At 48.6% G+C, this 23005-nt stretch carries 23 protein-coding genes; 18 read left to right on the top strand and 5 right to left on the bottom strand.

The window, feature by feature from the left end; all coding sequences use genetic code 11:
- Nucleotides 1-15 precede the first annotated feature (15 nt).
- From ACKTT9_RS32515 to ACKTT9_RS32475, 9 genes are read left to right on the top strand one after another with little or no spacing between them, the layout of a single operon-like run.
- Nucleotides 16-777 (top strand): sugar phosphate nucleotidyltransferase, encoded by a 762-nt coding sequence (locus tag ACKTT9_RS32515; protein ID WP_407869255.1) that lies wholly within the window; start codon nt 16-18, stop codon nt 775-777.
- On the top strand, nt 774-1985 hold the full coding sequence (lhgO, locus tag ACKTT9_RS32510) for an L-2-hydroxyglutarate oxidase (protein WP_407869254.1): 1212 nt from the start codon (nt 774-776) through the stop codon (nt 1983-1985). Before ACKTT9_RS32515 ends, lhgO begins: the two co-directional genes overlap by 4 nt.
- A complete protein-coding gene (rfbC, locus tag ACKTT9_RS32505) occupies nt 1982-2548 on the top strand; it encodes a dTDP-4-dehydrorhamnose 3,5-epimerase (protein WP_407869253.1) in 567 nt (188 codons plus the stop codon). The genes lhgO and rfbC overlap by 4 nt, the downstream gene beginning before the upstream one ends.
- On the top strand, nt 2545-3585 hold the full coding sequence (locus tag ACKTT9_RS32500) for an NAD-dependent epimerase/dehydratase family protein (protein ID WP_407869252.1): 1041 nt from the start codon (nt 2545-2547) through the stop codon (nt 3583-3585). Before rfbC ends, ACKTT9_RS32500 begins: the two co-directional genes overlap by 4 nt.
- Entirely contained in the window at nt 3585-4481 is an 897-nt protein-coding gene (rfbD, locus tag ACKTT9_RS32495) for a dTDP-4-dehydrorhamnose reductase (protein WP_407869251.1), read from the top strand. The genes ACKTT9_RS32500 and rfbD overlap by 1 nt, the downstream gene beginning before the upstream one ends.
- A complete protein-coding gene (locus tag ACKTT9_RS32490) occupies nt 4478-5686 on the top strand; it encodes a glycosyltransferase (RefSeq protein WP_407869250.1) in 1209 nt (402 codons plus the stop codon). The genes rfbD and ACKTT9_RS32490 overlap by 4 nt, the downstream gene beginning before the upstream one ends.
- Before the next feature lie 4 nt (nt 5687-5690).
- Nucleotides 5691-6722 carry a GT-D fold domain-containing glycosyltransferase gene (locus ACKTT9_RS32485; RefSeq protein WP_407869249.1) on the top strand — a complete coding sequence of 344 codons (1032 nt, stop codon included), beginning with the start codon at nt 5691-5693 and terminating at the stop codon, nt 6720-6722.
- A complete protein-coding gene (locus ACKTT9_RS32480) occupies nt 6719-8158 on the top strand; it encodes a glycosyltransferase family 2 protein (protein WP_407869248.1) in 1440 nt (479 codons plus the stop codon). Before ACKTT9_RS32485 ends, ACKTT9_RS32480 begins: the two co-directional genes overlap by 4 nt.
- A gap of 15 nt (nt 8159-8173) precedes the next feature.
- On the top strand, nt 8174-8407 hold the full coding sequence (locus tag ACKTT9_RS32475; protein ID WP_407869247.1) for a hypothetical protein: 234 nt from the start codon (nt 8174-8176) through the stop codon (nt 8405-8407).
- A gap of 69 nt (nt 8408-8476) precedes the next feature.
- Here ACKTT9_RS32475 and ACKTT9_RS32470 read toward each other — a convergent pair whose 3' ends face one another.
- Nucleotides 8477-9466, bottom strand: coding sequence for a ketoacyl-ACP synthase III (locus tag ACKTT9_RS32470; protein WP_407869246.1), 990 nt, complete (start codon nt 9464-9466; stop codon nt 8477-8479).
- 209 nt (nt 9467-9675) lie between these two features.
- Complete coding sequence (locus ACKTT9_RS32465; RefSeq protein ID WP_407869245.1) at nt 9676-10650, bottom strand: GntR family transcriptional regulator; 975 nt, start codon at nt 10648-10650, stop codon at nt 9676-9678.
- 157 nt (nt 10651-10807) lie between these two features.
- On the opposite strand from ACKTT9_RS32465, the gene ACKTT9_RS32460 reads away from it, so the two are divergent.
- The 4 genes from ACKTT9_RS32460 (at nt 10808) to ACKTT9_RS32445 (ending at nt 13375) form a co-directional block, all read left to right on the top strand.
- Nucleotides 10808-11338 (top strand): HPP family protein, encoded by a 531-nt coding sequence (locus ACKTT9_RS32460; protein ID WP_407869244.1) that lies wholly within the window; start codon nt 10808-10810, stop codon nt 11336-11338.
- 15 nt (nt 11339-11353) lie between these two features.
- Entirely contained in the window at nt 11354-12250 is an 897-nt protein-coding gene (locus tag ACKTT9_RS32455; RefSeq protein ID WP_407869243.1) for a pyridoxamine 5'-phosphate oxidase family protein, read from the top strand.
- Nucleotides 12251-12355: 105 nt separating this feature from the next.
- A complete protein-coding gene (locus tag ACKTT9_RS32450; protein ID WP_407869242.1) occupies nt 12356-13099 on the top strand; it encodes an MBL fold metallo-hydrolase in 744 nt (247 codons plus the stop codon).
- Nucleotides 13100-13186: 87 nt separating this feature from the next.
- The gene (locus ACKTT9_RS32445; RefSeq protein ID WP_407869241.1) at nt 13187-13375 is read left to right on the top strand and encodes a VOC family protein; all 189 of its coding nucleotides are present in this window, start codon (nt 13187-13189) and stop codon (nt 13373-13375) included.
- A 343-nt stretch (nt 13376-13718) separates the two neighbouring features.
- Here the strand turns inward: ACKTT9_RS32445 and ACKTT9_RS32440 are convergent, their stop codons facing one another.
- Nucleotides 13719-14072 (bottom strand): winged helix-turn-helix transcriptional regulator, encoded by a 354-nt coding sequence (locus tag ACKTT9_RS32440; RefSeq protein WP_407869240.1) that lies wholly within the window; start codon nt 14070-14072, stop codon nt 13719-13721.
- Between the two features lie 81 nt (nt 14073-14153).
- On the opposite strand from ACKTT9_RS32440, the gene ACKTT9_RS32435 reads away from it, so the two are divergent.
- From ACKTT9_RS32435 to ACKTT9_RS32425, 3 genes are all read left to right on the top strand, one after another.
- Nucleotides 14154-15149, top strand: a complete 996-nt coding sequence (locus tag ACKTT9_RS32435) for an SDR family NAD(P)-dependent oxidoreductase (RefSeq protein WP_407869239.1) — start codon at nt 14154-14156, stop codon at nt 15147-15149.
- 194 nt (nt 15150-15343) lie between these two features.
- The gene (locus ACKTT9_RS32430) at nt 15344-16144 is read left to right on the top strand and encodes a peptidoglycan-binding protein (RefSeq protein WP_407869238.1); all 801 of its coding nucleotides are present in this window, start codon (nt 15344-15346) and stop codon (nt 16142-16144) included.
- 141 nt (nt 16145-16285) lie between these two features.
- Nucleotides 16286-16846, top strand: a complete 561-nt coding sequence (locus ACKTT9_RS32425; protein WP_407869237.1) for a nitroreductase — start codon at nt 16286-16288, stop codon at nt 16844-16846.
- A 46-nt stretch (nt 16847-16892) separates the two neighbouring features.
- Here the strand turns inward: ACKTT9_RS32425 and ACKTT9_RS32420 are convergent, their stop codons facing one another.
- Nucleotides 16893-17924: an anthranilate phosphoribosyltransferase gene (locus ACKTT9_RS32420; RefSeq protein WP_407869236.1), complete on the bottom strand. Its 1032-nt coding sequence runs from the start codon at nt 17922-17924 to the stop codon at nt 16893-16895.
- Nucleotides 17921-18568, bottom strand: a complete 648-nt coding sequence (locus ACKTT9_RS32415; protein WP_407869235.1) for an ANTAR domain-containing response regulator — start codon at nt 18566-18568, stop codon at nt 17921-17923. The genes ACKTT9_RS32420 and ACKTT9_RS32415 overlap by 4 nt, the downstream gene beginning before the upstream one ends.
- Before the next feature lie 471 nt (nt 18569-19039).
- Here ACKTT9_RS32415 and ACKTT9_RS32410 point away from each other — a divergent pair, with 471 nt between their 5' ends.
- On the top strand, nt 19040-20281 hold the full coding sequence (locus tag ACKTT9_RS32410) for a nitrate/nitrite transporter (protein ID WP_407869234.1): 1242 nt from the start codon (nt 19040-19042) through the stop codon (nt 20279-20281).
- Nucleotides 20282-20579: 298 nt separating this feature from the next.
- A complete protein-coding gene (gene nirB / locus ACKTT9_RS32405) occupies nt 20580-23003 on the top strand; it encodes a nitrite reductase large subunit NirB (RefSeq protein ID WP_407869233.1) in 2424 nt (807 codons plus the stop codon).
- Nucleotides 23004-23005: the final 2 nt, after the last annotated feature.

Raw genomic sequence — 23005 nt, 5'->3', positions numbered from 1 at the left:
AAGGATGTCGTTGCTATGAAGGGAGTCATTCTAGCCGGGGGAACTGGCACACGTCTGCGACCCTTGACGAAAATGATTAACAAACATCTTCTACCCGTCGGTAAATATCCTATGATTTATTATGGGATTGAGAAGCTGAGAGCAGCGGGAATCACCGATATCCTTCTGATCACGGGTAAACACTCCGTTTCCCTCTATACGGATTTCCTGGGGAGCGGGAAGGAGTGGGGCGTTAACATTTCCTACAAAATACAGGAAGAAGCCGGCGGCATTGCCGATGCGCTGGAGCTTGCCCAGAATTTCGTGCATCCGGGCGAGAAGCTGCTTGTGCTGCTTGGCGATAATCTGTTCGAGGATTCGCTGGCTGGGTACGTAAAGCAATTTGAAGCTCAGCCGGAAGGAGCCAAAGTGTTTCTGAAGGAAGTAGAGGACGCCAGAAGATACGGGGTTCCGGTCATGGAAGGCGACCTGATCAAGCGGATTGAAGAGAAACCCGAGCATCCGCAATCCTCGTATTGTGTTACAGGGATTTATCTGTACGATTCTACGGTATTCGACTTGATTAAGACGGTAGAGCCGTCTGCGCGTGGCGAGATGGAGATTACCGATGTGAATAACTTATATGCGAGTCAAGGCAAGCTCAGCTATCACTTGCTGACAGGGTGGTGGATCGACGCTGGCACCTTTCCTTCTTGGTTCGAAGCGTCCGATAAGCTGCGCGAATATCCGAACGTTGAGGCTGCAGCACCCAAGTCAAGCGCCGGTGATGACAAGTGAGGAAGTACGATTACATCATCATCGGAGCGGGGATTATTGGCCTCACGATCGCCCGTGAGCTGAAGAAAAGAGAGCCGGAAGTGTCCATTTGCATCCTGGAAAAAGAGTCTGATGTGGCTGCACATGCAAGTGGACGAAACAGCGGAGTTCTGCACGCCGGCTTCTATTATTCAGCGAACAGCTTGAAAGCGAAGTTCACGAAAGAAGGCAATCAGGCCATGCGAGCTTACTGTAAGCTTAATGGCCTGCAGTTGAATGAATGCGGCAAGCTGGTCGTCGCCAAAGATGAAAGTGAGTTAGCCGGCCTGGAAGAGCTGAAGCTGCGCGCAGACATCAATGGCGTGCAGCTCATCTGGATGAATGAGCAAGAGATTGCTTCCATTGATCCGAATGCAAAGACATACCGGAAAGCTTTGTATTCACCAACAACGGCGTCGGTTGATCCCGTAGAAGTTTGCAGGACTCTGAAACGTGAAAATGTAGAGAACGGTGTAGAGTTCCATTTCTTGACGAAATATCGCAAGCATCGGGGAGATCTCCTTTTTACGAGCTCAGGCACCTTCAAATACAACTATTTGATCAATTGCGCCGGGCTTTACGCCGACAGCATTGCCCATGATTTCGGATTCGGCGGGAAATATACGATCATTCCGTTCAAAGGCATTTACTTGAAATATACGAAAAACAAAACGGATGTCGTCACGAACATCTATCCCGTTCCCAATTTGAAAAACCCATTTCTCGGGGTTCATTATACCAAAACGGTGGATGGCAGCATTAAGATCGGGCCTACGGCAATGCCGGCTTTTTGGCGGGAAAATTACCAAGGGCTGCAGGGCTTCAACCTGAAGGAATTCCTGCAAATTGTCGGCTTTGAGCTGAAGCTGTTTATCACAAATTCGTTTCACTTTAGACGCTTGGCCTTTCAGGAAATGCGCAAATATATCAAATCCTATTTCATCGGGTTAGGGATGGGAATGGTCAGAGAAATCGACCCCAAGGGCTTCGGACATTTTCTAAGACCGGGTATTCGAGCACAGCTGCTCAACGTTGAAACCTTGGAGCTCGTGCAAGATTTTGTCATCGAAGGCGACAAACGCTCAATGCATGTACTCAATGCGGTCTCACCGGCATTTACTTGTTCGATGCCTTTTGCCGCTTATGTCGTGGATCATATTATGAAACAACGAGGAGGAGCCCTTTCATGAAAGTGATTTCGACCAAGCTGCCGGGGGTCCTGGTGCTCGAACCGAAAGCGCATGGTGATCATCGCGGTTTTTTTATGGAAAGTTACAACCAACAAACGTTAGCTGGCGAGGGCATTCAACATGCCTTTATTCAGGATAATCATTCCCTTTCCGTAGAATCGGGGGTTCTTCGAGGCCTGCACTACCAATTGGCGCCAAAAGCGTTAACGAAACTCGTTCGCGTTGTATCCGGTGCGGTTTATGACGTCGTCGTTGATATCCGCAAAGGTTCCCCAACTTATGGACAGTGGGTCGGCGTTATCTTAAGCGCAGAAAACAAACGGCAAATTCTGGTTCCGAAGGGCTTTGCCCATGGCGCATGTACCTTGGTTCCGAATACGCAGCTGCTGTACAAAGTGGATGATTATTATTCCCCTGAGCATGACCGAGGCATCGCGTGGAACGATCCTGCCCTTGGTATCGATTGGCCGGTATCGAATCCGATCTTGTCGGATAGGGATCGTCAGCAGCCTACGCTTGCGCTGGCGGACAATAACTTTGTTTATGGAGGGGACTTATCATGAAAACCATTATGGTGACGGGAGCGGGCGGCTACATCGGCAGTGTGTTGGTACCGAAGCTGCTGGATAAAGGTTATGCCGTTAAGGCTGTTGACCGCTTTTTCTTCGGTATCGATAAGCTCCCGCAGCATCCGAATCTGGTAACGATCAAGGAGGACTCCCGCCGTCTGAAGGAGGAAGCCTTCGCTGACGTTTATGCCGTCATTGACTTAGTGGCGATCTCCAACGACCCGAGCGGTGAGTTGTTTCAGGAAGCAACGCACCAGATTAACCATATTTCCCGTGTGAGCACGGCACATAAAGCGAAGAAACTTGGCGTGAAGCGGTACATTCTCCCGTCTTCCTGCAGCTTATACGGCTTTCAAGCGCCGGAAGTCATCGTCGATGAAAATTCGCCGACAAACCCGCTCACGACCTATGCCAAAGCAAACGAAATGGCGGAACACGGCGTGCTTCCACTAGCTGATGAGGCCTTCACCGTCGTTGTCATTCGGCAGGCTACTGTCTACGGGCATTCTCCCCGCCTTCGCTTCGATTTGGCCATTAATGGCATGGCGTTAGGCGCTTATCAGAATGGGGTCATTCCCTTAATGAGAGACGGTTCTCAGTGGAGACCGTTCGTTCATGTTCAAGACACAACGGATGTCATGTGCTTGCTGCTGGAAGCTGATCCGAAAGTCATCAACGGCGAAATCTACAACGTGGGTTCGGACAGCAACAATTATCAGCTCGGCCAATTAGCGCAAGAGATTACCGCAGTCATTCCAAAACCTGTAACGATTGCCTGGTACGGAGCGCCCGATCACCGTTCCTATCGCGTCAATTTTGACAAAATCGAGAAAGCCTTAGGTTGGCAGGGCAAATGGACGGCTGCACAAGGAGCATTAGAGATTTATAACGCTCTGGCTGCAGGCGATGTACCAAGCATGGATCAAACGATTACGCTGGATTGGTACAGCGAGCTTATCAAGTGGCACAAAATTATTAAGGACGCTACGCTCTATGGCGGTATCTTGGATATTCAAGGATCGAGCGAGTAATGAAACGCATCGCGCTGCTAGGCGCCAAAGGCCAGCTAGGCTCCGATATTCATCGGGTATTGAAGGAAAACAGCCAGTTCGAGATCATCCCGGTTACGAGGGATATGCTGGATGTGGAGAATACAGAAACGATTATCCCCATTCTTGAAAAGCTTGGCCGCATTGACGTACTCATTAACTGCACGGCGTTTCATAACACCGAACAGTGTGAAGCCGATCCGCTCAAGGCTCTCCGCATTAATTCCATTGCCGTTCTGCGTATGGCGACTTATTGCAAACAGAATAGCACGCTTTTCATTCATTTCAGCACGGATTACGTATTCGACGGCAGCAAGCAGGCGCCATATACGGAAGAAGATCGGGTCAGTCCCCTCAATGCTTACGGCAGCAGCAAAGCAGCAGGAGAGGAAGCTATTGCAGCTTACTTGGATACCTACTTTGTTTTTCGTGTATCCTCGTTGTTTGGCGAAGCTGGGGCCAGTGGAAAGGGCGGCAATTTTGTAGAGACAATGATTAGACTTTCGAAGCAAGGTAACCCTATTTCGGTTGTTCAGGATGTCATCATGTCACCGACGCATACACAAGATGTGGCTGAAACTGTGCGGGCTTTCCTTGAAAAAGAGATAACGGATTACGGTGTGTATCACTGTTCAGGTGAAGGCGCCTGCAGCTGGTATGAGCTGGCGGTCCAAACGTTTGCGTTTTGCGGTATTACCTGCGAAACGATACCGATTATGAACAGTGCGTACGCTGCAAAAGTGCGCAGACCCTTATATAGTGTGCTGGACAACAACAAACTGAATCGTATTTATCCGATGAGAAGCTGGCAAAGCGCCTTGGAGCAGTATTTGCAGCGCAAAGGATATGTCGTTATCCATGGAGGTGAGATGGAATGAGCGCTTTAAGAGCCGTGAAATCGAAGAAGTTGCCGATCAGATCGCTGAAGAATCAGAGGAGACGAGTACGCAGAGCCGTGAAAGTGAAGAAGCCGGCTCCCCTGTCTCGCTACCAGGATGAATGGCGAAAGGGGAGTGACCAGGGTTACGGAAAAGGCTGGTCGCATGGTTTTCACATGGGACGCTGCCAAAGCTTAATGCGGGACATTCCGCAGGAGCGGGGCATTCTCTGGGATTTGAAGGTAATGTTTGTTAGGGCTAACGGATTGCCTTATACCGCGATGGATGAAGGGATCGAGGCTAGTCTGCGGGATATGGTGAGAGAAGTCATTGTCGTGAATCCCGTTGACCCTCTTGTTCAGATTGCGGCAGAGACAAGACCGGACCTTGTCCTCGTGCTCGATGCCATTGGGCAATCATTGCCGGAAGATGTCGTGCAAGCCATTCGGGCGCACGGTATTCGCACGGCGATTTGGCTGCCGGACGATCCGTATCATTCGGATCAGTCGACAGGGCTCGTCCCGCACTTTGATTATGTATTCACCTTGGAGAAAAGCTGTGTTGAGCCTTATAAGGCACTCGGCTGCCAGAATGTGCATTATTTGCCGTTCGGCATAAATCCGGATTCCGTGAAGCTGGACTATGTGCCTACGAATTTTCGCAAAGATATTTGTTTCATTGGCACAGCTTTCTGGAATAGGGTTGCGTTCATTGATGAAATCGCCGATTATCTGCAGCACAAGGACGTCATGATTAACGGTTATTGGTGGGATCGGCTAAGTTCTTACGACAAGTTGTCTTCCAAAATTCAAGGCTTATGGTTGAGCCCGCAAGATACGATGAAGTATTACCATGGGGCCAAAATCGTGATCAATCTTCACCGGGCGACCGATGACAAATCCCATAACAGCAACAGCAGGCAAATCCCCGCTTTCTCGCCTAATCCTCGGCTTTTTGACATTACAGCAGCGGGCACATTGCAATTAACGGATGTCCGTGACGAATTGGCAACCTTCTATAAACCGGGAGAAGAAATTGATACCTTCAGTTCCCCACAGGAGCTTATCCAGAAAATAGAGTACTATTTAGCCCATGAAGAAGAGCGGCAGCATATCGCATTGCGAGGATTGGCGCGGACGCTGAAGGATCATACGTATCGCAAACGATTGAATGAATTGTTAACGATAACGAACAAAGGCGGGTGAACGTATGTTGCCCATAAAAAAGAAACAAGGCGGTAAGAAGTTAGGCAAAGTAATCTCCTTCCGGCGAGGCAAGCTTTCTCGCAAGCGCAAAGGCTTATTCTCTTCTCTCCGCAAAAAGAAAAAACGCCGGAGACTTGCCGCGCTGCCGCTGACACGGCTCATGCCGATTGAAACCGTGACCGTCTACGATCAGGGGTATAATGCCGGGTATGACAAAGGTTTCGATAAAGGGTACCGGGATGGAAAACATGATGGGGGCGATGCGATCGTCGATCGCTTGCTGCCGGACTATCAGATCCTGCCCGAAATTACGATTGAACAAATTGTTGCCGCCGGCGTGGAACATTTGCGGCCGCACATCTATCACCTGCTTACCGCAAGGGATCTGGGAGACCAGATCATCGCTGCGCTTGACGCCAGAGTGCCATTTTCCCTCGTCCGACTAGGTGACGGGGAGCTGCTTACCTTAGCGCAGGAGACTATTTTACCGATTGAACAGATTAAGCAAGATGGCCCGTTTCTCCCATATGCCGGCGTAGAAGTACCGGATCTGGAAATTAAAGCAGAGCTAGTGCAGGCGATTCGCGGAGCTAGCGTCGTAGGTATTCCGAAGCTGCGGGTGCGCAATTTCCAACCGCTCGCTTTCGCGGTGTTTAAAGCTGAACATATAAACTACCATGAACTTACTTTGACGGACTCGCTGGTGAATTATTATATCTATCACGAGGGGTATCTGTCACGGATTACACAGGGCAGAAGGGTGCTGCTGGTTGGCAACTTAGCGCCGCATTTGGCAGAAGTGCTTCGCGCGAACGGCGTGAATATTGTTGGCGAGATTACGCCGGTCCATGGCGTGAAGGATATCCCGCACATCAAGGAAAACATCGCCGGTTACGATTTTGATATCGCGCTGGTTTCCGCAGGGATTTCGGCTGTCATCATTTCCGAATGGATTGCGTCGAGTATGGGGAAAGTAGCGATCGATTTCGGGCATTTGGCGGACTCTATCGTGAAAGGGGAGGCTCCTTACCGATGAGAACAGCAGTGAAGCGACGGGTCCACAAATCCATGGGCAAATCCCGCAAGTTTCGTAAGATTGGCAAACTGGGCAGGGTAGGCAAGCCGGGCAAGGTTGTCTCCTCCTCCCAAGCAAGTTATAACCGCGGTTACAATGAAGGTTTTAACATGGCCTACGATAGTGCGCACGATCATGCCTTCCAGCTTGGCTGGGATGCGGGGGTCACCCCCTCGAAGTTTCAGGGAACGAGCATCATCATCGTTACGACGAACGATCAGCGCCACCACCTCCAGAATTGTATCGACAGCATTTATGAATATACGCCGGAGCCCTTCGAACTCATCATCATCGATAATGCCTCAACGGATGATACGGCCGAGTACTTGAAGTCCCTGACGGGGAAAATCCGCTACAAGATCTTTACTTCCAACCTCGGCTTCGCCGGAGGGACTAATCAAGGTTTAAGGATGGCGCGCGGTTCCAACCTGCTGTTTTTAAACAATGACACCATTGTGACCAAGGATTGGCTGAAAAATATGCTGACTTGCCTTAACAGTAATGAGAAATTCGGGCTTGTTGGCCCGATGACGAATTACATTAGCGGAGAGCAATTGCTGCAGACGAATTACACCTCCACGGAGGAAATGCACCATTTCGCTGCAAACTTTAATCAGTCGAACCCTGCCAAATGGCATGTGACCACGAGATTAACAGGCTTCTGTGTCCTTATGCGGCGCGAGGTTTTCGAGCGGCTGGGATACTTGGATGAAGGTTTTGAGATTGGAAACTGCGAGGATGATGACTTCGGTTTTCGAACGCGCATCATGGGATTAGAACTTGTTATTGCTATGGATACCTTCATTCATCATGTCGGAAGCGTCTCGATTAAAGCGTTGGGCGAGCAGCGTTTTGAAGAAGTATATGGCAGAAATTTAGAGTTTTACGCGCGAAAATGGGGAGAAACCCACAGTTTGCTGCATGAAGTACACCACAAGCTCGGTGGCGGCAGTGCAGCTATGATTGATTTCTACCCAAGCCATATCGTCGTGCGAGGGGTAACATCAGAGCTCTATTGGATCGAGAATGGCCATCGCCACCCGATCGAAGGGGAGTCGCATCACTTGTCGGCTACCCGCGTCTCGCAAGTCGATCTGCGGAGCTGGCCGAAGGGACATTCCTTATCGCAACATGACGTCCAGAACAAGCTTGCCGCTCTTGCACAGGGCGTTTACGTTGATGGGCACTTGCAAGAAGGTGCGCTTGCGCGGACCGAAGATCATGCCGTCTATCAAGTCAAAAACGGTAAAATGCAGCGATTCATTAATGAATGGCCGCTGCGCTACTGGAATTTGGATCTGCGTCACCAAACGGCCATGAGCTGGGATGACTTTCATCGGTTTGCGCCAGCGCTGCCGATTATTGCCCCCGCTATCATCGCGGCGAATAATGTATAAAGGAGTGAGGAATCTATGAAAGTGAAGTCATCTGTGCGCAGAAAGGTTACTGGTAAGCTTCTCAAGAAAGCGAAGCCGGTTCGTGGCAAAAAAGTGCTCCTGAGAAAAAGAAATCGCCCTGCCAAAGCGCTCCTGACACATCGGGGAGGCTTCGATAAGGGCTTTGACAATGGATACGATAGAGGGTATATGGATGGGTTTCACAAAGGTTTTGAACAAGGCTTCGACCATCTCTATTCAGCCTCTTAAGCAAGGGGCGGCAGCTTGATCGCGGTACGTAGGTGCTGCCGCCTCCTTTGTTTCACTTAGACCGTGCGTTTATCCCCAACGTAAAATAAGTCCAGCGTGCGTTAGTCCCCCGCCAAAACCGTATAGCAGGAGCGTATCGCCTGCCTGCACCCTGCCATCTTTTACGCCGAGATCAAGCGCCAGAGGAATAGAGGCGGCAGAGGTATTGCCGTAATACTCAAGGCTGTATATGGCCTTCTCAAAAGGAATTTCACTCTTTTCACAAATCGATTGAATAATCCGCAGGTTAGCGCTATGCGGGATGAACCAATCAATCGCGGAACTCGGCAGCCCGCTTTTGGCTAGCAAGTGCTCGATCCCTTCCGGTACGGTCGATACCGCAAATTTATAAACTTCGCGGCCGTTTTGGACTAGCTTGCCGCCGCCAGTGAGCGGTATGTCCTGCCACTGCTCGGACAGGCCGGTGCGATAAACATGCTTGCCGCCGGAGCCGTCGGAGCCAACATGATGCGCCAGGAATGCCGGATGCTCCTCCTCGCGTTCCACCACCACGGCTCCTGCGCCGTCGCCGAACAGAATGCAGGTCGACCGGTCCGTATAGTCGGTGATTTTGGACATCGCGTCCCCGCCGACCACGAGCACCTTGCGGTGCAAGCCTGCCGCGACTAGTCCGCTTGCGGTATGGACCGCATAGGCGAACCCTGCGCAGGTGGCGTTAAGGTCGTAGGCGCCGACCGCAGGGAGATCGAAATGAGCTTGAATCATACAAGCTACCGGTGTCGATGGCAGGTCTGGCGTATGCGTAGTGACAATGATCAGCTCCACATCGTTCAGCGCTTGCGGATATCGGTCAAGCATGTTTTGGACGGCAGCTATACATAAATGGCTAGTGAATTCCTCGGGAGCGGCGATTCTGCGTTCCCGCATGCCAGTGCGTTGAACGATCCACTCATCGTTGGTTTCCACCATAGCTTCAAGATCGGCGTTGCTTAAAATATGCGAAGGCACATAACTGCCTATTGCTGAAATACGGGCATTCAAGGGATTTGAGACAGGCATGAGAAGCTCGCTCCTTTTGTTATCAAGTATTAGTACCAGGTACTAATTATAATTCAACTTTACTGTAAAATGTGGTTGCTGTCAATGGTGCATGAGCACAATAAATAGCACACAGCTGGGAACTATGGTCCTTTATTTCCAAGCCCTGAAGTTCCCACCCCCTCGATGCATGTTTCCGTAAAAACACAAAGAATCCCCATTCAGGGGATTCATCTATGTTGTAACGCAACTTCATGCAATAAATTTTCGCTGCTTTGTTCCAGCTTCATAGGGAATAGCTGCGTTTTATCGGGCTGCAACTCCTTCAGTTCGGCAAATACAGCAGCTGAGGCGTAGATTTTGTGCGAGTGCTGGAAGGCTTCATTCAAGCGGTCGGGTTCGTTCATCCCCACAATCTCAACATGAAGCTGATGAATGCCTGCTTCCCGAATCCGGTTGGCCATCCATTCTCCGCCTGTTCTTCCCAGGCAAACAAAGGCGACATGTGTACCTGGCTGCAGTTTGGCGATCTCAAGCAGCTCAGAGGCTTCAAGAATTGCCCCGATAACAATGACTTTACTGTCGAAGCGAGCAAACAGTGCTTTGGTTTCTTCGGTATGATTCAAGGTTGTGATGACAACATCAGAACGCATGGCCGCTTCTCTTACAACATCATCATTTAGGGAACTATCATCGAGAAATAAAGTTTCTACTTCTCCCTCGGTTGCTCGTTCGATTTCTTGGCGATAGAAAGGATAGTCATGTCCTCTACACTCTACCAGCAAAATTCGCAGCTTGCGGGCAGGGGGGGGAGGCTGCAGCAATGAGTAGGCAAGACCAGCGATGAAAAAGGACGGCAAATCAAATCCCATAGCCGCGGCCTCGCGAATCGTATCATTCAAAAGCTGCTGCATGGGTTTGCGTTCTTCCAAGAGATGTTTGGTCTCGGACCCATCAGCGATCTGCGTACCGCGTCCTTTCTGTATCGTAACAAGACCTTCGTCACGCAGTTGATTGTATACCCAGTTGACCGTATTTCGATTAAGGCCAAGCTCATCTGCCAATTGACTAGCAGTCGGCAGCATATCGCCAGCCTCCATTTGTTCGATTCCGATTAGCCATTTAAGTTGTTCTTTGATTTGTGTATTTACGTTAAAGGTCAAATGGGGATTAACCTGAAGGAAATAGTGTTTATCTTCTTCCACTGCAAACGACCTCTTTTCATAGTTGACTAGTTATATTATAGCGCTTATTCAAACAAAATAAAACCAATACTACCGGAATTGGTCCGTAAATAACAGTTGACAGACAGAAAAATAAATTATATAACTAGTTGACTAGTTATATAACGAAAGGATAGTGATGAACATTAGTAAGAATCACGAGGCAAGATTTTGGCGGAAAATGGGAAGCGAAGACAGAAGCCCATTAAAAGTCGTTCCAAAGAATGCGCTGATCGGCTCGATTGGCGGATTCATTGCCATAGCGCTATTAGCTTTGCTAACGAATTTGACCGCAAATGCGTGGATCATGGCTCCATTTGGTGCAACCTGCGTGTTGGCTTTTGGTCTCTGGGATGCACCATTATCCCAGCCGCGCAATATTATCGGGGGGCATTTAATTTCCACCTTAATAGGACTCATCTGTTTCCATCTCTTTGGCCGAAGCGTTTGGGTTATGGCCATTGCAGTTGGCTTAGCCATCGGCTTGATGATGCTGAGCAAAACAACACATCCCCCTGCAGGAGCCGATCCTTTGGTCGTTATTCTGAGCGGTAGCAGCTGGTCTTTTCTGATTACACCGGTATTGATCGGATCGGTGCTTATCGTAGTCGTAGCTTTGATCATTAACAATCTAGACAAAAAACGCAGGTATCCTACATTTTGGTTTTGAATGGAGGGAAGCAGCATGAATGATGTGTTTCATCAAGGAGAGTTGTCCGTTCAGAATCTGGCTGGCGAGGGAGCGGTTGCTGCCCAGAACTCAAAGATGATCAGTTCCCATTTCTCGAACGGAATCGTTAAATTCCTCCGAACTCAACAGTTCGCCGTATTGTCATCCACGGATCGCAAAGGCAAGGTTTGGGTAACATTTTTGACAGGACAGCCGGGGTTTGCAGAGGTACAAGACGAACAGAGGTTAGCCATTAGGGCCGAATTGCTTGAAGCTGACCCTCTTGCAGAGGAGCCGGATAAAGAGAAACAAATAGGGCTGCTCATTATCGATACGAACCGGAGAATCAGGCTTCGAATTAACGGAACGGCCAAGATGGACAAAGAATTCATGGTGACCGCTCAGCAGATGTACGGAAATTGTCCCAAATATATTCAGAAAAGATCGTTTCGTCCGGAGAAAGACCCTTCTAGATTATTGAAGTCGTCGCAACGAAATAAGGAACTGAGCCAGCAGCAACAGGATTGGATAGCTCATGCTGACACGTTTTATATTGGCAGCATGAACGATAAGGGGGAGATGGATGCCTCGCATCGAGGAGGAAATCCGGGTTTTATTCATGTACAGGATGCGAAGACGATCTTATTTCCTGATTACTTCGGTAATTCAATGTTTAATACATTGGGCAATATTTATTCGAACCCTTTATCAGGGCTCCTATTTATCAACTATGAATACGGACATTCGCTTCATTTAACTGGTTCGGCGGAAATTATTTGGGATGAGGAAGAGTCCTCCGTATTTCCTGGTGCAGAAAGATTAGTGCGGTTTGAAATCAGCGAAGTCGTACAGTTGGAGAATGCTAATGATTTGCGTTGGGAAGATACTGAATTGTCACCCTATAATCCGTAAAGCAAGCTAAACGGTAGGCTCTTTGGAGAGGGGGTAAGCGGGACGCCGAGGTCTTTCGCATTAACTCAGAAGTTGACATTCCGAAATTGAAAGAGGTTGATAGCCATGAATATTCAAAAGCTTCCTTGGGCTGGAATACGTGTTGAATTAGAAGGCTTTGCAATTGCCATCGATCCGCTTTATCATTTCCCAGCCTCCAGGTTAGGCGAGCCTAAAGAGCCATTCTTTCCTTTGGAGTCGTTCGGTTCAGCAATAGCCGTCTTGATCACGCATCAACATGCGGACCATTTCGATCCGCAAGCCATTATTTCTGCTTACGGCGCGGACGCTTCGGTATTCGTCCCTAAGGAAATCGTGGATTTAGCGACTAGCAGCGGTTTAAAACACGTAACTGGCGCTTCTATCGGTGAAACCTTCAACGTCGGCCCATTCACGATAATCGCCGCTCAATCCGTGGATGGTTCAGGTGACCCGCAAGTTTCCTGGATTGTACGCGGCGGTGGCAAGCAAATGATCCATGCTGGAGATACCTTATGGCACGGGCACTGGTGGAAGCTGGTTCAAGCTTATGGGGCGTTTGATGCCGCATGTTTGCCCGTGAATGGCGCAGTTTTGCAATTTCCTGGCGTTGCGCCTCACAGTGACCAGCCCATCTGTTTGACACCAGAACAAGCGGTTATGGCTGCACAAATCCTTGGGGCTAAGACACTCGTTCCTATTCACTATAAGGCAGCGCATCATCCGCCTGTTTATACGCAGACACCAGACCTGATGAACCGATTAACTCAAAGCGCTAAGGATCGCATTCATTTAAGTATTTTACAAACCAAAGAGATCGTTACAATTTGAGGATAATTTTGAGGTTAATAGAGTAGGCGTTCGGCTAAAAGGAGGAAATAAGCTGATGAAGAGAAGCATCGATCATGTTGGGACCATTTGCCCGCTGAAGGTAAAGTTCATCACGTGGCTCTATCCGTTTCCGATATTCAGGCGGAGTGGGACCGGGTCAAACAAATAGGTGTCGCATTCATTGATTTAGAGATTGCAACCATGCCTAGCGGGATTCGCTATTTTTTCATTTACGGTCCTGAGAAAGAATGGATCGAGTTCATTCAAAGAGTATGATCACGCGCAGCTTTCATGAATCCATTGGTAATCGGGAGTTTATAGCGTATGACGCCGAGTTGATCGAATCTGTCATATGGTTATCAACGGAACTGGGAAAAAGGCTTTCAAAGGACTACGGAGACGACGTTTTTCTATAGTTTAGAGTAGCATGACAATGCTTTGGAACACGGACGTGAACACTTCAGCGTCCGTGTTTTTTTTATACAATGAGACAGGATCATTATTGATCCTATCGTACAAAAGGTATCCTTTCATACAAAAATGTGCGTACTGTTCAGAACTGCGAAGAATTGCTAACCTATGAAAGACGGAAGGAAGGAGGCTTTAAATACAGATAGATTTATTTCGTTGAATCCGGATCTTGTGTCTGAAAATTTTCCATATATGTCGCCCCAAATTCATATAGCATTTGCAAAATTGGCACGGTCTGGATGCCCAAATCGGATAGGTAATATTCAACCTTAGGCGGTGCAACCGGATAGACTTTACGAATAACCAGGCCGTCGCGTTCAAGATCTCTTAATTGCATTGTAAGCATCCTTTGGGTGGCCTCAGGAAGCTGCCTTTGTAATTCGTTAAACCGTAAGGTGCCATTGGATAATAGATTAAGGATGGGTATCTTCCACTTTCCACTAATCAAGTGCAGGAAAATTTCGGAAGTGCAGCGGTAGGTAGCATTATTAAAATGTATCATAAAAAAACCATCCTCATTGTTTATGAATTCATTCTACTAATTACAAATTGAAGCAATTATTGCGACGTGGAGGTACTACACATGTTTAATGATAACGAAAGAACGATGCAAAAACCAATTCCTACTAGCTTCGGACCAAGAACAACAGCAACGGAAGCACTAGGAGGACAAGATTTAACTGGGAAAGTTGCGATCGTCACAGGCGGTTATTCTGGACTTGGTTTAGAAGTTACAAAAGTTCTTGTGAAAGCAGGGGCCAAGGTAATCGTTCCTGTTCGCACGCCTGAGAAAGCAAGAGTTGCTGCTCAGAGTATTCCTGGCGTTGAACTGGTGAGCTTGGATCTTATGGTGCCAGAGTCGATTGATGTTTTCGCACAAAGGTTCCTGAACTCCAATCGTCCACTGGATATTCTGATTAATGCCGCGGCTATTATGGCGACTCCTCTCACGAGGGATTCACACGGTAATGAGTCACAGTTCTCTACGAATCATCTGGGACATTTCCGATTAACAGCACGCTTGTGGCCCGCTCTGAAGAAAGCTGAACAGGCAAGAATAGTATCCGTCACTTCAAGAATAGGTAAACTCCATCATATCGATTTGGAAGATCTTAATTTTGAAAAAAAAGATTATGAAAAGTGGATGGCCTATGCTAGATCTAAGGTAGCCAACTCCTTATTCTCTGTTGAGATGGACAAGAGGGGGAAAGCACATGGCGTGCGTGCATTCACCGTACATCCTGGTACGATCATTACGGACTTGGCACGCAGCTTGTCAGACGAAGAATTACGCACCATGGGCGCTTTGAATGAGAAAGGTGAGCGTGCTTTACCATATTTTAACGATGAGTTCAAGACGATTGAAGAAGGGGCAGCAACAATCGTTTGGTGCGCTGTAAACCGTCAACTAGATGGAATGGGCGGCATTTATTGTGAGAATAACGACATCGCAGAAGTGGTTGCTGAAGATAGCAATCCTTTTGAAGCAGGTGTATATCAAAGGACCATTGACCCAGATTTGGCAGAAAAACTTTGGAGATTAAGCGAGAAATTAATTGACCTCGAGTTTACGATATAAAAAGGGGAATAGCCGTGCTTTGCTCCTCCTCCTTCACCTCTAGCCGCGCGCACTCGGCGTGAATTGCTGGGAATGTCAGCTCTTGTGCGAATTATTCATGCAAATGGATAAAATCCAAAAAATAGGTCACTCTAAGGGCAGTCGCCCGTGTCGGGCGAATGATACTGACGACGACAGGGAGTGAACGTAAACGCATGTTTCATGGCAAGAAAAAGCATGTCTGGATCATACTTATCTGTATCGCTTTGTTCTGCTCTACCTCAACGACCGCTTTTGCCTATGGAAAAGGGGCCAAGGGGCCGGATGTTTATGCGGTTCAAGGGATGCTGAAATCTCTGGGTTACTATAGCGGACCCATTACAGGCTACTATGGTAATCAAACACAATCTGGTGTTAAAGCTTTTCAGAGCCGTTACGGCCTTCCGGTTACCGGAAACGTTGATGATCAAACCCTGCAGTCCATCCTATGGGCTTATGGAAATTTGAAAATTCCCAAGAAGCAGACGCCGCCAACCCCAGCACCGCCGCGTTCCGAACCGCCACCGTCCGAGCCTGAGCCAGCACCTGCACCAGCACCTGCACCGGCACCCCAAGCTCCTCCGAGTGCGGATCTGACGGCAGAGGAGCAGCAAATGTTGGACTTGGTGAACAAGGAGCGAGCTGCTGTGGGATTAGCAGCCCTAGTCGCTGATCCTGAACTGACCAAGACAGCAAGACTCAAAAGCCAGGATATGGTCGATAACAAATATTTCTCTCACGATTCACCGACATATGGTTCGCCTTTTGATATGATGGAGAAATTCGGTATAACCTATAACGCGGCAGGAGAAAATATCGCTTGTAACCAAACGGTGCAAGCCGCGCATGAGGCGTTGATGAACTCGCCTGGTCACAAAGCGAATATTCTAAGCAAAGATTACACGCACATTGGCATCGGTATTGTTGCCGGAGGACCGTGCGGTAAAATGTTCACTCAACAGTTTATCGGGAAGTAAATAGTAGGTTATCAGCCTCTGCCTGAACGAAGGGCAGGGGCTTTTTGTTGTGCAATAAATTGACAATGATAATCATTATCACTTATGATAAATAGAAGGACATTCATTATCAACTAATTTGAAGAATAGATTGGAGGCATTATGGAACTAAAAAAGTTAATGAGAGAACGGCGGTCAGTCCATCAGTTTGAAAATAAACCCGTTCCTGTGGAACTTGTCACTGAGCTTTTGGATACGGCCGTATGGGTGCCGAATCACCGGATGACGCAGCCGTGGCGCTTTGTCATTATACAAGGGGAAGGCCGCCATAAGCTGGCAGAGATTGTTCGCAAGTTTAGAGAAGCTAACGAACCGGACCCTCAGAAAGCGAAGGAGATCGGTCAGAAATTGTACGACAAATTCATGTCTGTGCCCATGTTTATCGCCGTTATTTTGAAAGTGAATGACAATGCGGCAATTGCCGAAGAAGATTATGCGGCGGCTGCCTGCTTAATTCAGAACTTCAGCTTGCTGGCTTGGGAGCAGGGTATCGGCATGGTCTGGGAAACCTATCCGCTGCTGAAGTTGGAAGCGTTCCGTGAGGCATTCGGAGTACAGCCTGACGAGAGGATCATTGGCAGCTTGCATACGGGTTATCCCGGCAAGATTCCCGCTGGGCAAGCACGTGTTTCGGCTAGTGAGCGCTTAACGGTCATGGCCTAATAAAAAAACTCCGCAGAAAATTTCTGCGGAGGGCATATAACTTAATTTAAGTTGCAGACACCGGCTTAATCGCTTCCGTCCACTCGGTGTAGGTCTGAAGTGCTTTTCCTTGCTCGATCGCATGACGGGCCATGTAGATGCCTTCTTCAATGGAGCCGGCTTTCTGGGAAACCCAGAGGCGAACAGCGCTGTTCAGCAGCACCATGTTCAAGTAAGGAAGTTCAGCTTCTCCGCGTAAAACGGCCATCGCCGTTTCACCTTGCAGCTGCGCTGTCCATTCGACTTCAGGCACTTCAACCATTAATTCATAAATTTCAGGATCTACAATGAATAGTTCACTGGAGCCATTTTGAATGACGTAGGTCCTCGTACGTTTTTCGATGGATAGATCTTCCGAGCCTTCCATGCCTTGCACAACGATTCCGCTGGTAATCCCCAGTTCGATGAGTAAATTCGTTATTTTCTCGAAAACCGTACCATGAAACACACCGACAGCCATGAACGGGGCTTCCGTGAAACGAAGCAGCTTCTCGGCGGTGTTAAACACAGTCCGCAAGCCGAGCTCCTTGCGGAGCTCGCGCAGCTCGCCAAGCGGTGCGCACCAGCTTTCTGTAGGCGCGAATAGGAAGCCTGTTCGCGCTGCTGCGGATACCAGCGCCTCGCGCGACGAGGTTAGCGCCGGTACGCCAAGTGCGTCCAGCACGTCAGTCAGCGTGATGCCCCATTTGGGCGGCATGCTCGGGCTGCCGTGCAGCGTAGTCGGGAGACCGCAAGCCGCAAGCACAAATGCGGTCGGCAGAGTCGCAATGAACGTGCGGGTGCGGCCGTCATAAGGTCCTGCGCAGTCCATGCTGCCAGGTACCGGATAAGAAAACGTACGTTTACGCAGCGCGTGGATGAAGGCTTTAATCTCATCCGGTGATTCCATTTTAATACGCTCAGCCACAAGAAATGCGCCCATTTGGGCCTGAGTAGCGCCGCCGGTTAACATAAGTTCTGCTGCTTGGGATGCCTCTTCATACGAAAGATCTCTTGCTCCGCGCTTTCCGCGTCCTACTTCTTTTAGTAAAGATATCATCGTTTGCGGCCTCCTTGATTCTGATCTCGTAGTAATTGATACACTTTGACGATGGAGGTAGCGACATCTACCATACGTTTACGCTCATTCATGGCTTGTTTGCGCAAAAAGTCGTAGGCTTCCGCTTCGGAAATGCCTTTAATCTCGCATAAGATCCGCTTGGCTTGGTCGACCCATTTGCGCTCCTCCAGCTTGGAGAGGAGCTGTTCGCGCTCCTGCTGCCATTCGGTTCGATGAAAATAGTGATTTACGCCTAATAGCAGAGCGCAGTGAATTTCAAGCGGACTCATCGTTGAACCGATTAAACCATCTATACCTGCATCCATTCTGCATTCATTAGAAGGAAAAGTGTGCGAATCACACCACCAGAAGAGGGGGAGGCTGCGCTCAGCCAATATGCGTTTGCGCCAGGTTTCCACTTGATCAGGGCTTACACTTAATAAAACAGCATCAACTTTAGGAATGATGAAGGAAATTTCTTTACTGGTAGATGCTGTATAGACGCGAAAGCCCAAGTCCTTCAATACCTCGTCAGGCATGGATGCTTGTGTACGATTAGAATAGCTCATCTCGTTTGTGGATGGCGAGGAGGTAGCTGAGCGAGTTTGCTTCAACTCGTCGATCAGTATAAATGATTGCAACATTTGAATACCTCCATCGTTGTAAGCTTTTACTCTATGGTAACTTCATGTGAGGTTTCTTGGGTGTTTGAATGGTTATACGGCATTACTATAGCATATGAATTTGATTTTTGTCGATATAATAGGTGAAATGGAGGGCTTAAATATTTTTTGTGTTACGTTTATTGACATAGGTGTAAAGCCGTACTATAATCAAGTTAGAAATCGGCACAATGGTGTGCCCCTAACGCAGGCAATGGCGCCTATCCCCTTACAAATACGTAACCGGATAGGCTTTTTATGTTTACTTTTCAAAAAACAACGAAACATGCTGTTCACGAAGAAGTGGCAGCAGTGGCAAAGAGGCCGACAAACATCCCGATGTATGTAGGGGTATGTTTGTCGGCCTTTTCTGTCCATGGGTGTGCAGACAGAGAGCAATCAGGATAAGGAAAAAAGGAGAAGGCGAAAAGCCTCAAAAGGAGAGGGACGCACATGGTTGATCGGAAAAGTTTTCTGCAAGTGGGACACAAAGGGTCTTTGTTCAGTTCATTCTTATATTTTGACATGAGCTTCATGGTATGGGTGATTTTAGGGCCTCTGGCGGTCGTGCTCGCAAATGATTTCCATTTGAACGCCGCTGAAAAGGCAAACCTCGTTGCTTTGCCTACATTAGGTGGAGCAGTACTCCGACTGGTGCTTGGCGTACTGACCGATAAGATTGGTCCTAAGCTTACAGGACAAATTGGACTAACGCTAACCTTGATCCCATTGTTCTGGGGATGGCAGTTCGCTGACACGATGGGCGATATGTACTTCGTAGCGTTGATGCTCGGTATTGCCGGAGCGAGTTTTGCAGCCGCATTGCCGTTAGCCAGTTCCTGGTATCCACCGCAATATCAAGGTTTGGCGATGGGGATCGCCGGAGCAGGGAACAGCGGGACAATCTTCGCTACGCTTTTTGCCAACCGGATTGCTCAGCATTATGGCGACTGGCATGTTGTTTTCGGTATTGCGATGATTCCAATTGCGATCACGTTGGTTGTTTTCAGTATTTTGGCTAAAAACAGCCCGAACAAACCAGCACCCAAAACGGTTGTTGAATATGGCAGAGTTTTGAAACAGAAGGATTCCTGGTTGTTCTGTATTTTATATAGCGTAACGTTCGGCGGTTTCGTTGGCATGTCTACGTACTTAACTATCTTCTTTAATACACAATACGGACTTTCACCGGTCCGTGCTGCTGATTTTACAACCTTATGCGTAATCGGTGGCAGTTTCTTCCGGCCTGTAGGCGGTTGGTTAGCCGATAAAATTGGCGGCATTCGGATGCTGATGGGACTGTATGGGGTTGTCGCATTAATGATGGCGGGGATTTCAACGCTTCCAGCGCTTTCGGTTACAACGGTCTTGTTATTCATCGCTATGATGGCGTTTGGCATGGGGAACGGTTCTGTCTTCCAGCTTGTGCCTCAACGCTTTAAATCAGAGATCGGCGTGGTCACGGGAATTGTCGGGGCTGCCGGCGGCTTGGGCGGATATTTCCTACCTAAAATTCTCGGAAATGTGAAATTGGCAACAGGTTCTTTCGCACCAGGATTCCTTATTTTAAGTGCAATCGCCGTGTGCTGCGTTATTTTAATCGCATCTGTGCAAGGGCAGTGGAAGCGCAGCTGGATTGGCGACGGCGGCAAAGTGAAAGTTGCTCCATCAGCCATTGATAGCGTTCATGCTTAAGTAACGGGTAGACTGCTGGTCCTGTGGGGAGTTATCAACAGGATCGGCAGCTTCTGCCAAGTGAAGTAAAGGGTTTGCTCATGCAGCTTGCGCCCTCCTGCAGGCTGTATGCGCAAAGACGTTTACGACTTGCCGTCTTTGGCAGCTCACCCCGAGCTGCTTAAGCTCCATATCCCATATTTGCCATTTGGGAGTATCCGTATCGAGCAGATCGCTGCTCCCGAGTGGACTTTTTTAAAGGGATATGTGTAACAAAATGGGATATAGAGATAGACACAGTAGAGAGGAAGATGAGACCATGACTCAAAAAGAAAAGTTGGTTTTAGTCGGAAATGGCATGGCCGGTGTTAACGCAGTTGAACATTTGCTTAAACTAGCTCCGGATAAATATGAGGTAACTATTTTTGGGAGTGAGCCTCATCCGAACTATAATCGGATTTTGCTGTCCTATGTCCTTTCGGGGGACTCCAATATTGAAGATATTGTTATCCATCCTTATGAATGGTACAGAAACAACCATATAACGCTTTATACCAACCAAACTGTGACGGCACTCGATACCGCAGCTCAAACGGTCACGAGCGATAAAGGTGTAACCGTTCCTTACGATAAATTGATTTTGGCAACAGGGTCCAATCCTTTCATGATTCCAATGCCTGGTGCAGATAAAGAAGGGGTCATGGCCTACCGGACCATCCGTGATTGTGAAATCATGATGGAATCCGCGAAAAAGTATAAAAAGGCGGTTGTTATCGGCGGGGGGTTACTCGGATTGGAAGCCGCCAGAGGTTTCTTGAACCTAGGAATGAAAGTGGATGTCGTTCATATTTCAGATGCGATCATGGATCGTCAGCTGGACCGCACAGCATCCAAAATGCTGCAAGCGGCTCTGGAAGAACAAGGAATTAACTTCTTGCTAGCGAAGCAGTCCGCAGAAATCGTCGGTCACAAACGGGTTACCGGGTTGAAATTCAAAGACGGCACCATGACGGATGCGGACCTGGTTGTCATGGCGGTGGGAATTCGGCCGAATGTAGAACTTGCCAAAAATTCTGGTGTAGACTGCAATCCCGGTATTATTGTAAATGACTATATGCAAACAAGTGTTCCTAATGTGTATGCGGTTGGGGAATGTGCGATGCACCGTGGCGTTGCCTACGGGCTGGTTGCGCCGCTCTACGAGCAAGGCGCTGTGTTAGCGAAGCATTTGGCAGGCGTGGAAACAGGCCCTTATGAAGGCTCGGTTCTTTATACGAAGCTGAAAGTGTCTGGTGTTGACGTTTTCTCTGGCGGGAAATTCGTGGATGAAGAAGGCACCAAAGCGATTCGAATTCATGACGAGTTCACAGGTGTATACAAAAAAGTGGTCATTAAGGACAACAAAATTGTTGGTGCTGTGCTCTTTGGAGATACGTCAGACGGCACGCGGCTCATGCAAATGATTCGTGAGGAAACCGATATCAGCGGGATGGCCAAAACAGCGATTTTGACGGATTCAGCGAGCGGCGGCGGAGCAGCATCCGGTGTTGCCGAGATGAAAGACGATGCGATCATATGCGGGTGTAACGGGGTAACGAAGGGAACGATTTGTTCTGCGATTAAAGATCAAGGTTTGACCTCAGTTGAAGAAGTGAAAAATTGCACGACAGCTTCCCGTTCCTGCGGCGGATGTAAACCGCTTGTCAGCGATTTGTTGGCTTATACGCTAGGCTCCTCCTACGATAAAAATGCCGTTAAAGAATCCATTTGTTCTTGCACAGCACATACACGGGATGAGGTTGTCGAAGCGATTCGCGAAAAAGGATTGTCGCATGTACGTGAAGTCATGAGCGTGCTTGGTTGGAAAAATGAAGAGGGCTGCTCCAAATGCCGCCCTGCGCTTAACTACTACCTGGGCATGATTAGCCCTGAGACGTATAAGGACGATAGCACTTCGCGCTTCGTTAACGAGCGTATGCATGCGAATATTCAAAAGGACGGTACGTATTCCGTTGTTCCACGGATTTATGGCGGCGTCACGAATCCGACGGAATTGAAGCGTATTGCCGAAGTAGCAGAGCAGTTCAATGTTCCGACTGTGAAGTTCACGGGCGGGCAACGTCTAGATTTGCTAGGCGTGAAAAAGGAAGATCTGATGGCCATGTGGGAAGCGCTGGATATGCCTTCCGGTTATGCCTACGGTAAAGCCCTGCGTACGGTCAAAACATGTGTCGGCGACACGTTCTGCCGGTTCGGTACAGGGGATTCCATGGCGGTGGGCATCGAGCTGGAGAAGCGTTTTGAGCGCTTAAATACACCAGCCAAAGTGAAGCTCGCGGTATCAGGATGTCCCCGGAACTGCGCGGAATCCGGTATTAAGGATTTGGGCATCGTCTCCGTCGATGGCGGGTGGGAGCTGTATGCCGGAGGTAACGGCGGTGTGAAGGTACGCGTCGGCGATCTTTTAACAACCGTGAAAACAGAACAAGACATTATTGAATATACCGAAGCTTATCTGCAATATTATCGCGAAACCGGGAAATACGGCGAGCGTACAAGCGAATGGGTACACCGTTTGGGAATTGAGCATATTCGTGCTGTCGTTGAAAACGAGGAAGAGCGCAAACAACTATGCGCCCGGATTGATCAAGCGTTGGCCGTTACGAAAGACCCTTGGAAACAAGCCATCGATAGCAAAAAAATTCAACGCGATCTCTATGAAGTCGTCGAGCTTACCAAATGAAA

Origin of the sequence: Paenibacillus sp. P36 (assembly GCF_045866505.1) — a bacterium.
In the GTDB taxonomy this organism is placed as follows: domain Bacteria; phylum Bacillota; class Bacilli; order Paenibacillales; family NBRC-103111; genus Paenibacillus_E; species Paenibacillus_E chondroitinus.
This window is presented reverse-complemented; position numbering and strand designations above follow the sequence as displayed.

Excerpts from the sequence above, each read along its gene's own strand:
- ACKTT9_RS32515 (WP_407869255.1), top strand. The coding sequence starts at position 16 with ATGAAGGGAGTCATTCTAGCCGGGGGAACTGGCACACGTCTGCGACCC.
- rfbC (WP_407869253.1), top strand. The coding sequence starts at position 1,982 with ATGAAAGTGATTTCGACCAAGCTGCCGGGGGTCCTGGTGCTCGAACCG.
- ACKTT9_RS32500 (WP_407869252.1), top strand. The coding sequence starts at position 2,545 with ATGAAAACCATTATGGTGACGGGAGCGGGCGGCTACATCGGCAGTGTG.
- rfbD (WP_407869251.1), top strand. The coding sequence starts at position 3,585 with ATGAAACGCATCGCGCTGCTAGGCGCCAAAGGCCAGCTAGGCTCCGAT.
- ACKTT9_RS32490 (WP_407869250.1), top strand. The coding sequence starts at position 4,478 with ATGAGCGCTTTAAGAGCCGTGAAATCGAAGAAGTTGCCGATCAGATCG.
- ACKTT9_RS32485 (WP_407869249.1), top strand. The coding sequence starts at position 5,691 with ATGTTGCCCATAAAAAAGAAACAAGGCGGTAAGAAGTTAGGCAAAGTA.
- ACKTT9_RS32480 (WP_407869248.1), top strand. The coding sequence starts at position 6,719 with ATGAGAACAGCAGTGAAGCGACGGGTCCACAAATCCATGGGCAAATCC.
- ACKTT9_RS32475 (WP_407869247.1), top strand. The coding sequence starts at position 8,174 with ATGAAAGTGAAGTCATCTGTGCGCAGAAAGGTTACTGGTAAGCTTCTC.
- ACKTT9_RS32470 (WP_407869246.1), bottom strand. The coding sequence starts at position 9,466 with ATGCCTGTCTCAAATCCCTTGAATGCCCGTATTTCAGCAATAGGCAGT.
- ACKTT9_RS32460 (WP_407869244.1), top strand. The coding sequence starts at position 10,808 with ATGAACATTAGTAAGAATCACGAGGCAAGATTTTGGCGGAAAATGGGA.
- ACKTT9_RS32455 (WP_407869243.1), top strand. The coding sequence starts at position 11,354 with ATGAATGATGTGTTTCATCAAGGAGAGTTGTCCGTTCAGAATCTGGCT.
- ACKTT9_RS32450 (WP_407869242.1), top strand. The coding sequence starts at position 12,356 with ATGAATATTCAAAAGCTTCCTTGGGCTGGAATACGTGTTGAATTAGAA.
- ACKTT9_RS32440 (WP_407869240.1), bottom strand. The coding sequence starts at position 14,072 with ATGATACATTTTAATAATGCTACCTACCGCTGCACTTCCGAAATTTTC.
- ACKTT9_RS32435 (WP_407869239.1), top strand. The coding sequence starts at position 14,154 with ATGTTTAATGATAACGAAAGAACGATGCAAAAACCAATTCCTACTAGC.
- ACKTT9_RS32430 (WP_407869238.1), top strand. The coding sequence starts at position 15,344 with ATGTTTCATGGCAAGAAAAAGCATGTCTGGATCATACTTATCTGTATC.
- ACKTT9_RS32425 (WP_407869237.1), top strand. The coding sequence starts at position 16,286 with ATGGAACTAAAAAAGTTAATGAGAGAACGGCGGTCAGTCCATCAGTTT.
- ACKTT9_RS32420 (WP_407869236.1), bottom strand. The coding sequence starts at position 17,924 with ATGATATCTTTACTAAAAGAAGTAGGACGCGGAAAGCGCGGAGCAAGA.
- ACKTT9_RS32415 (WP_407869235.1), bottom strand. The coding sequence starts at position 18,568 with ATGTTGCAATCATTTATACTGATCGACGAGTTGAAGCAAACTCGCTCA.
- ACKTT9_RS32410 (WP_407869234.1), top strand. The coding sequence starts at position 19,040 with ATGGTTGATCGGAAAAGTTTTCTGCAAGTGGGACACAAAGGGTCTTTG.
- nirB (WP_407869233.1), top strand. The coding sequence starts at position 20,580 with ATGACTCAAAAAGAAAAGTTGGTTTTAGTCGGAAATGGCATGGCCGGT.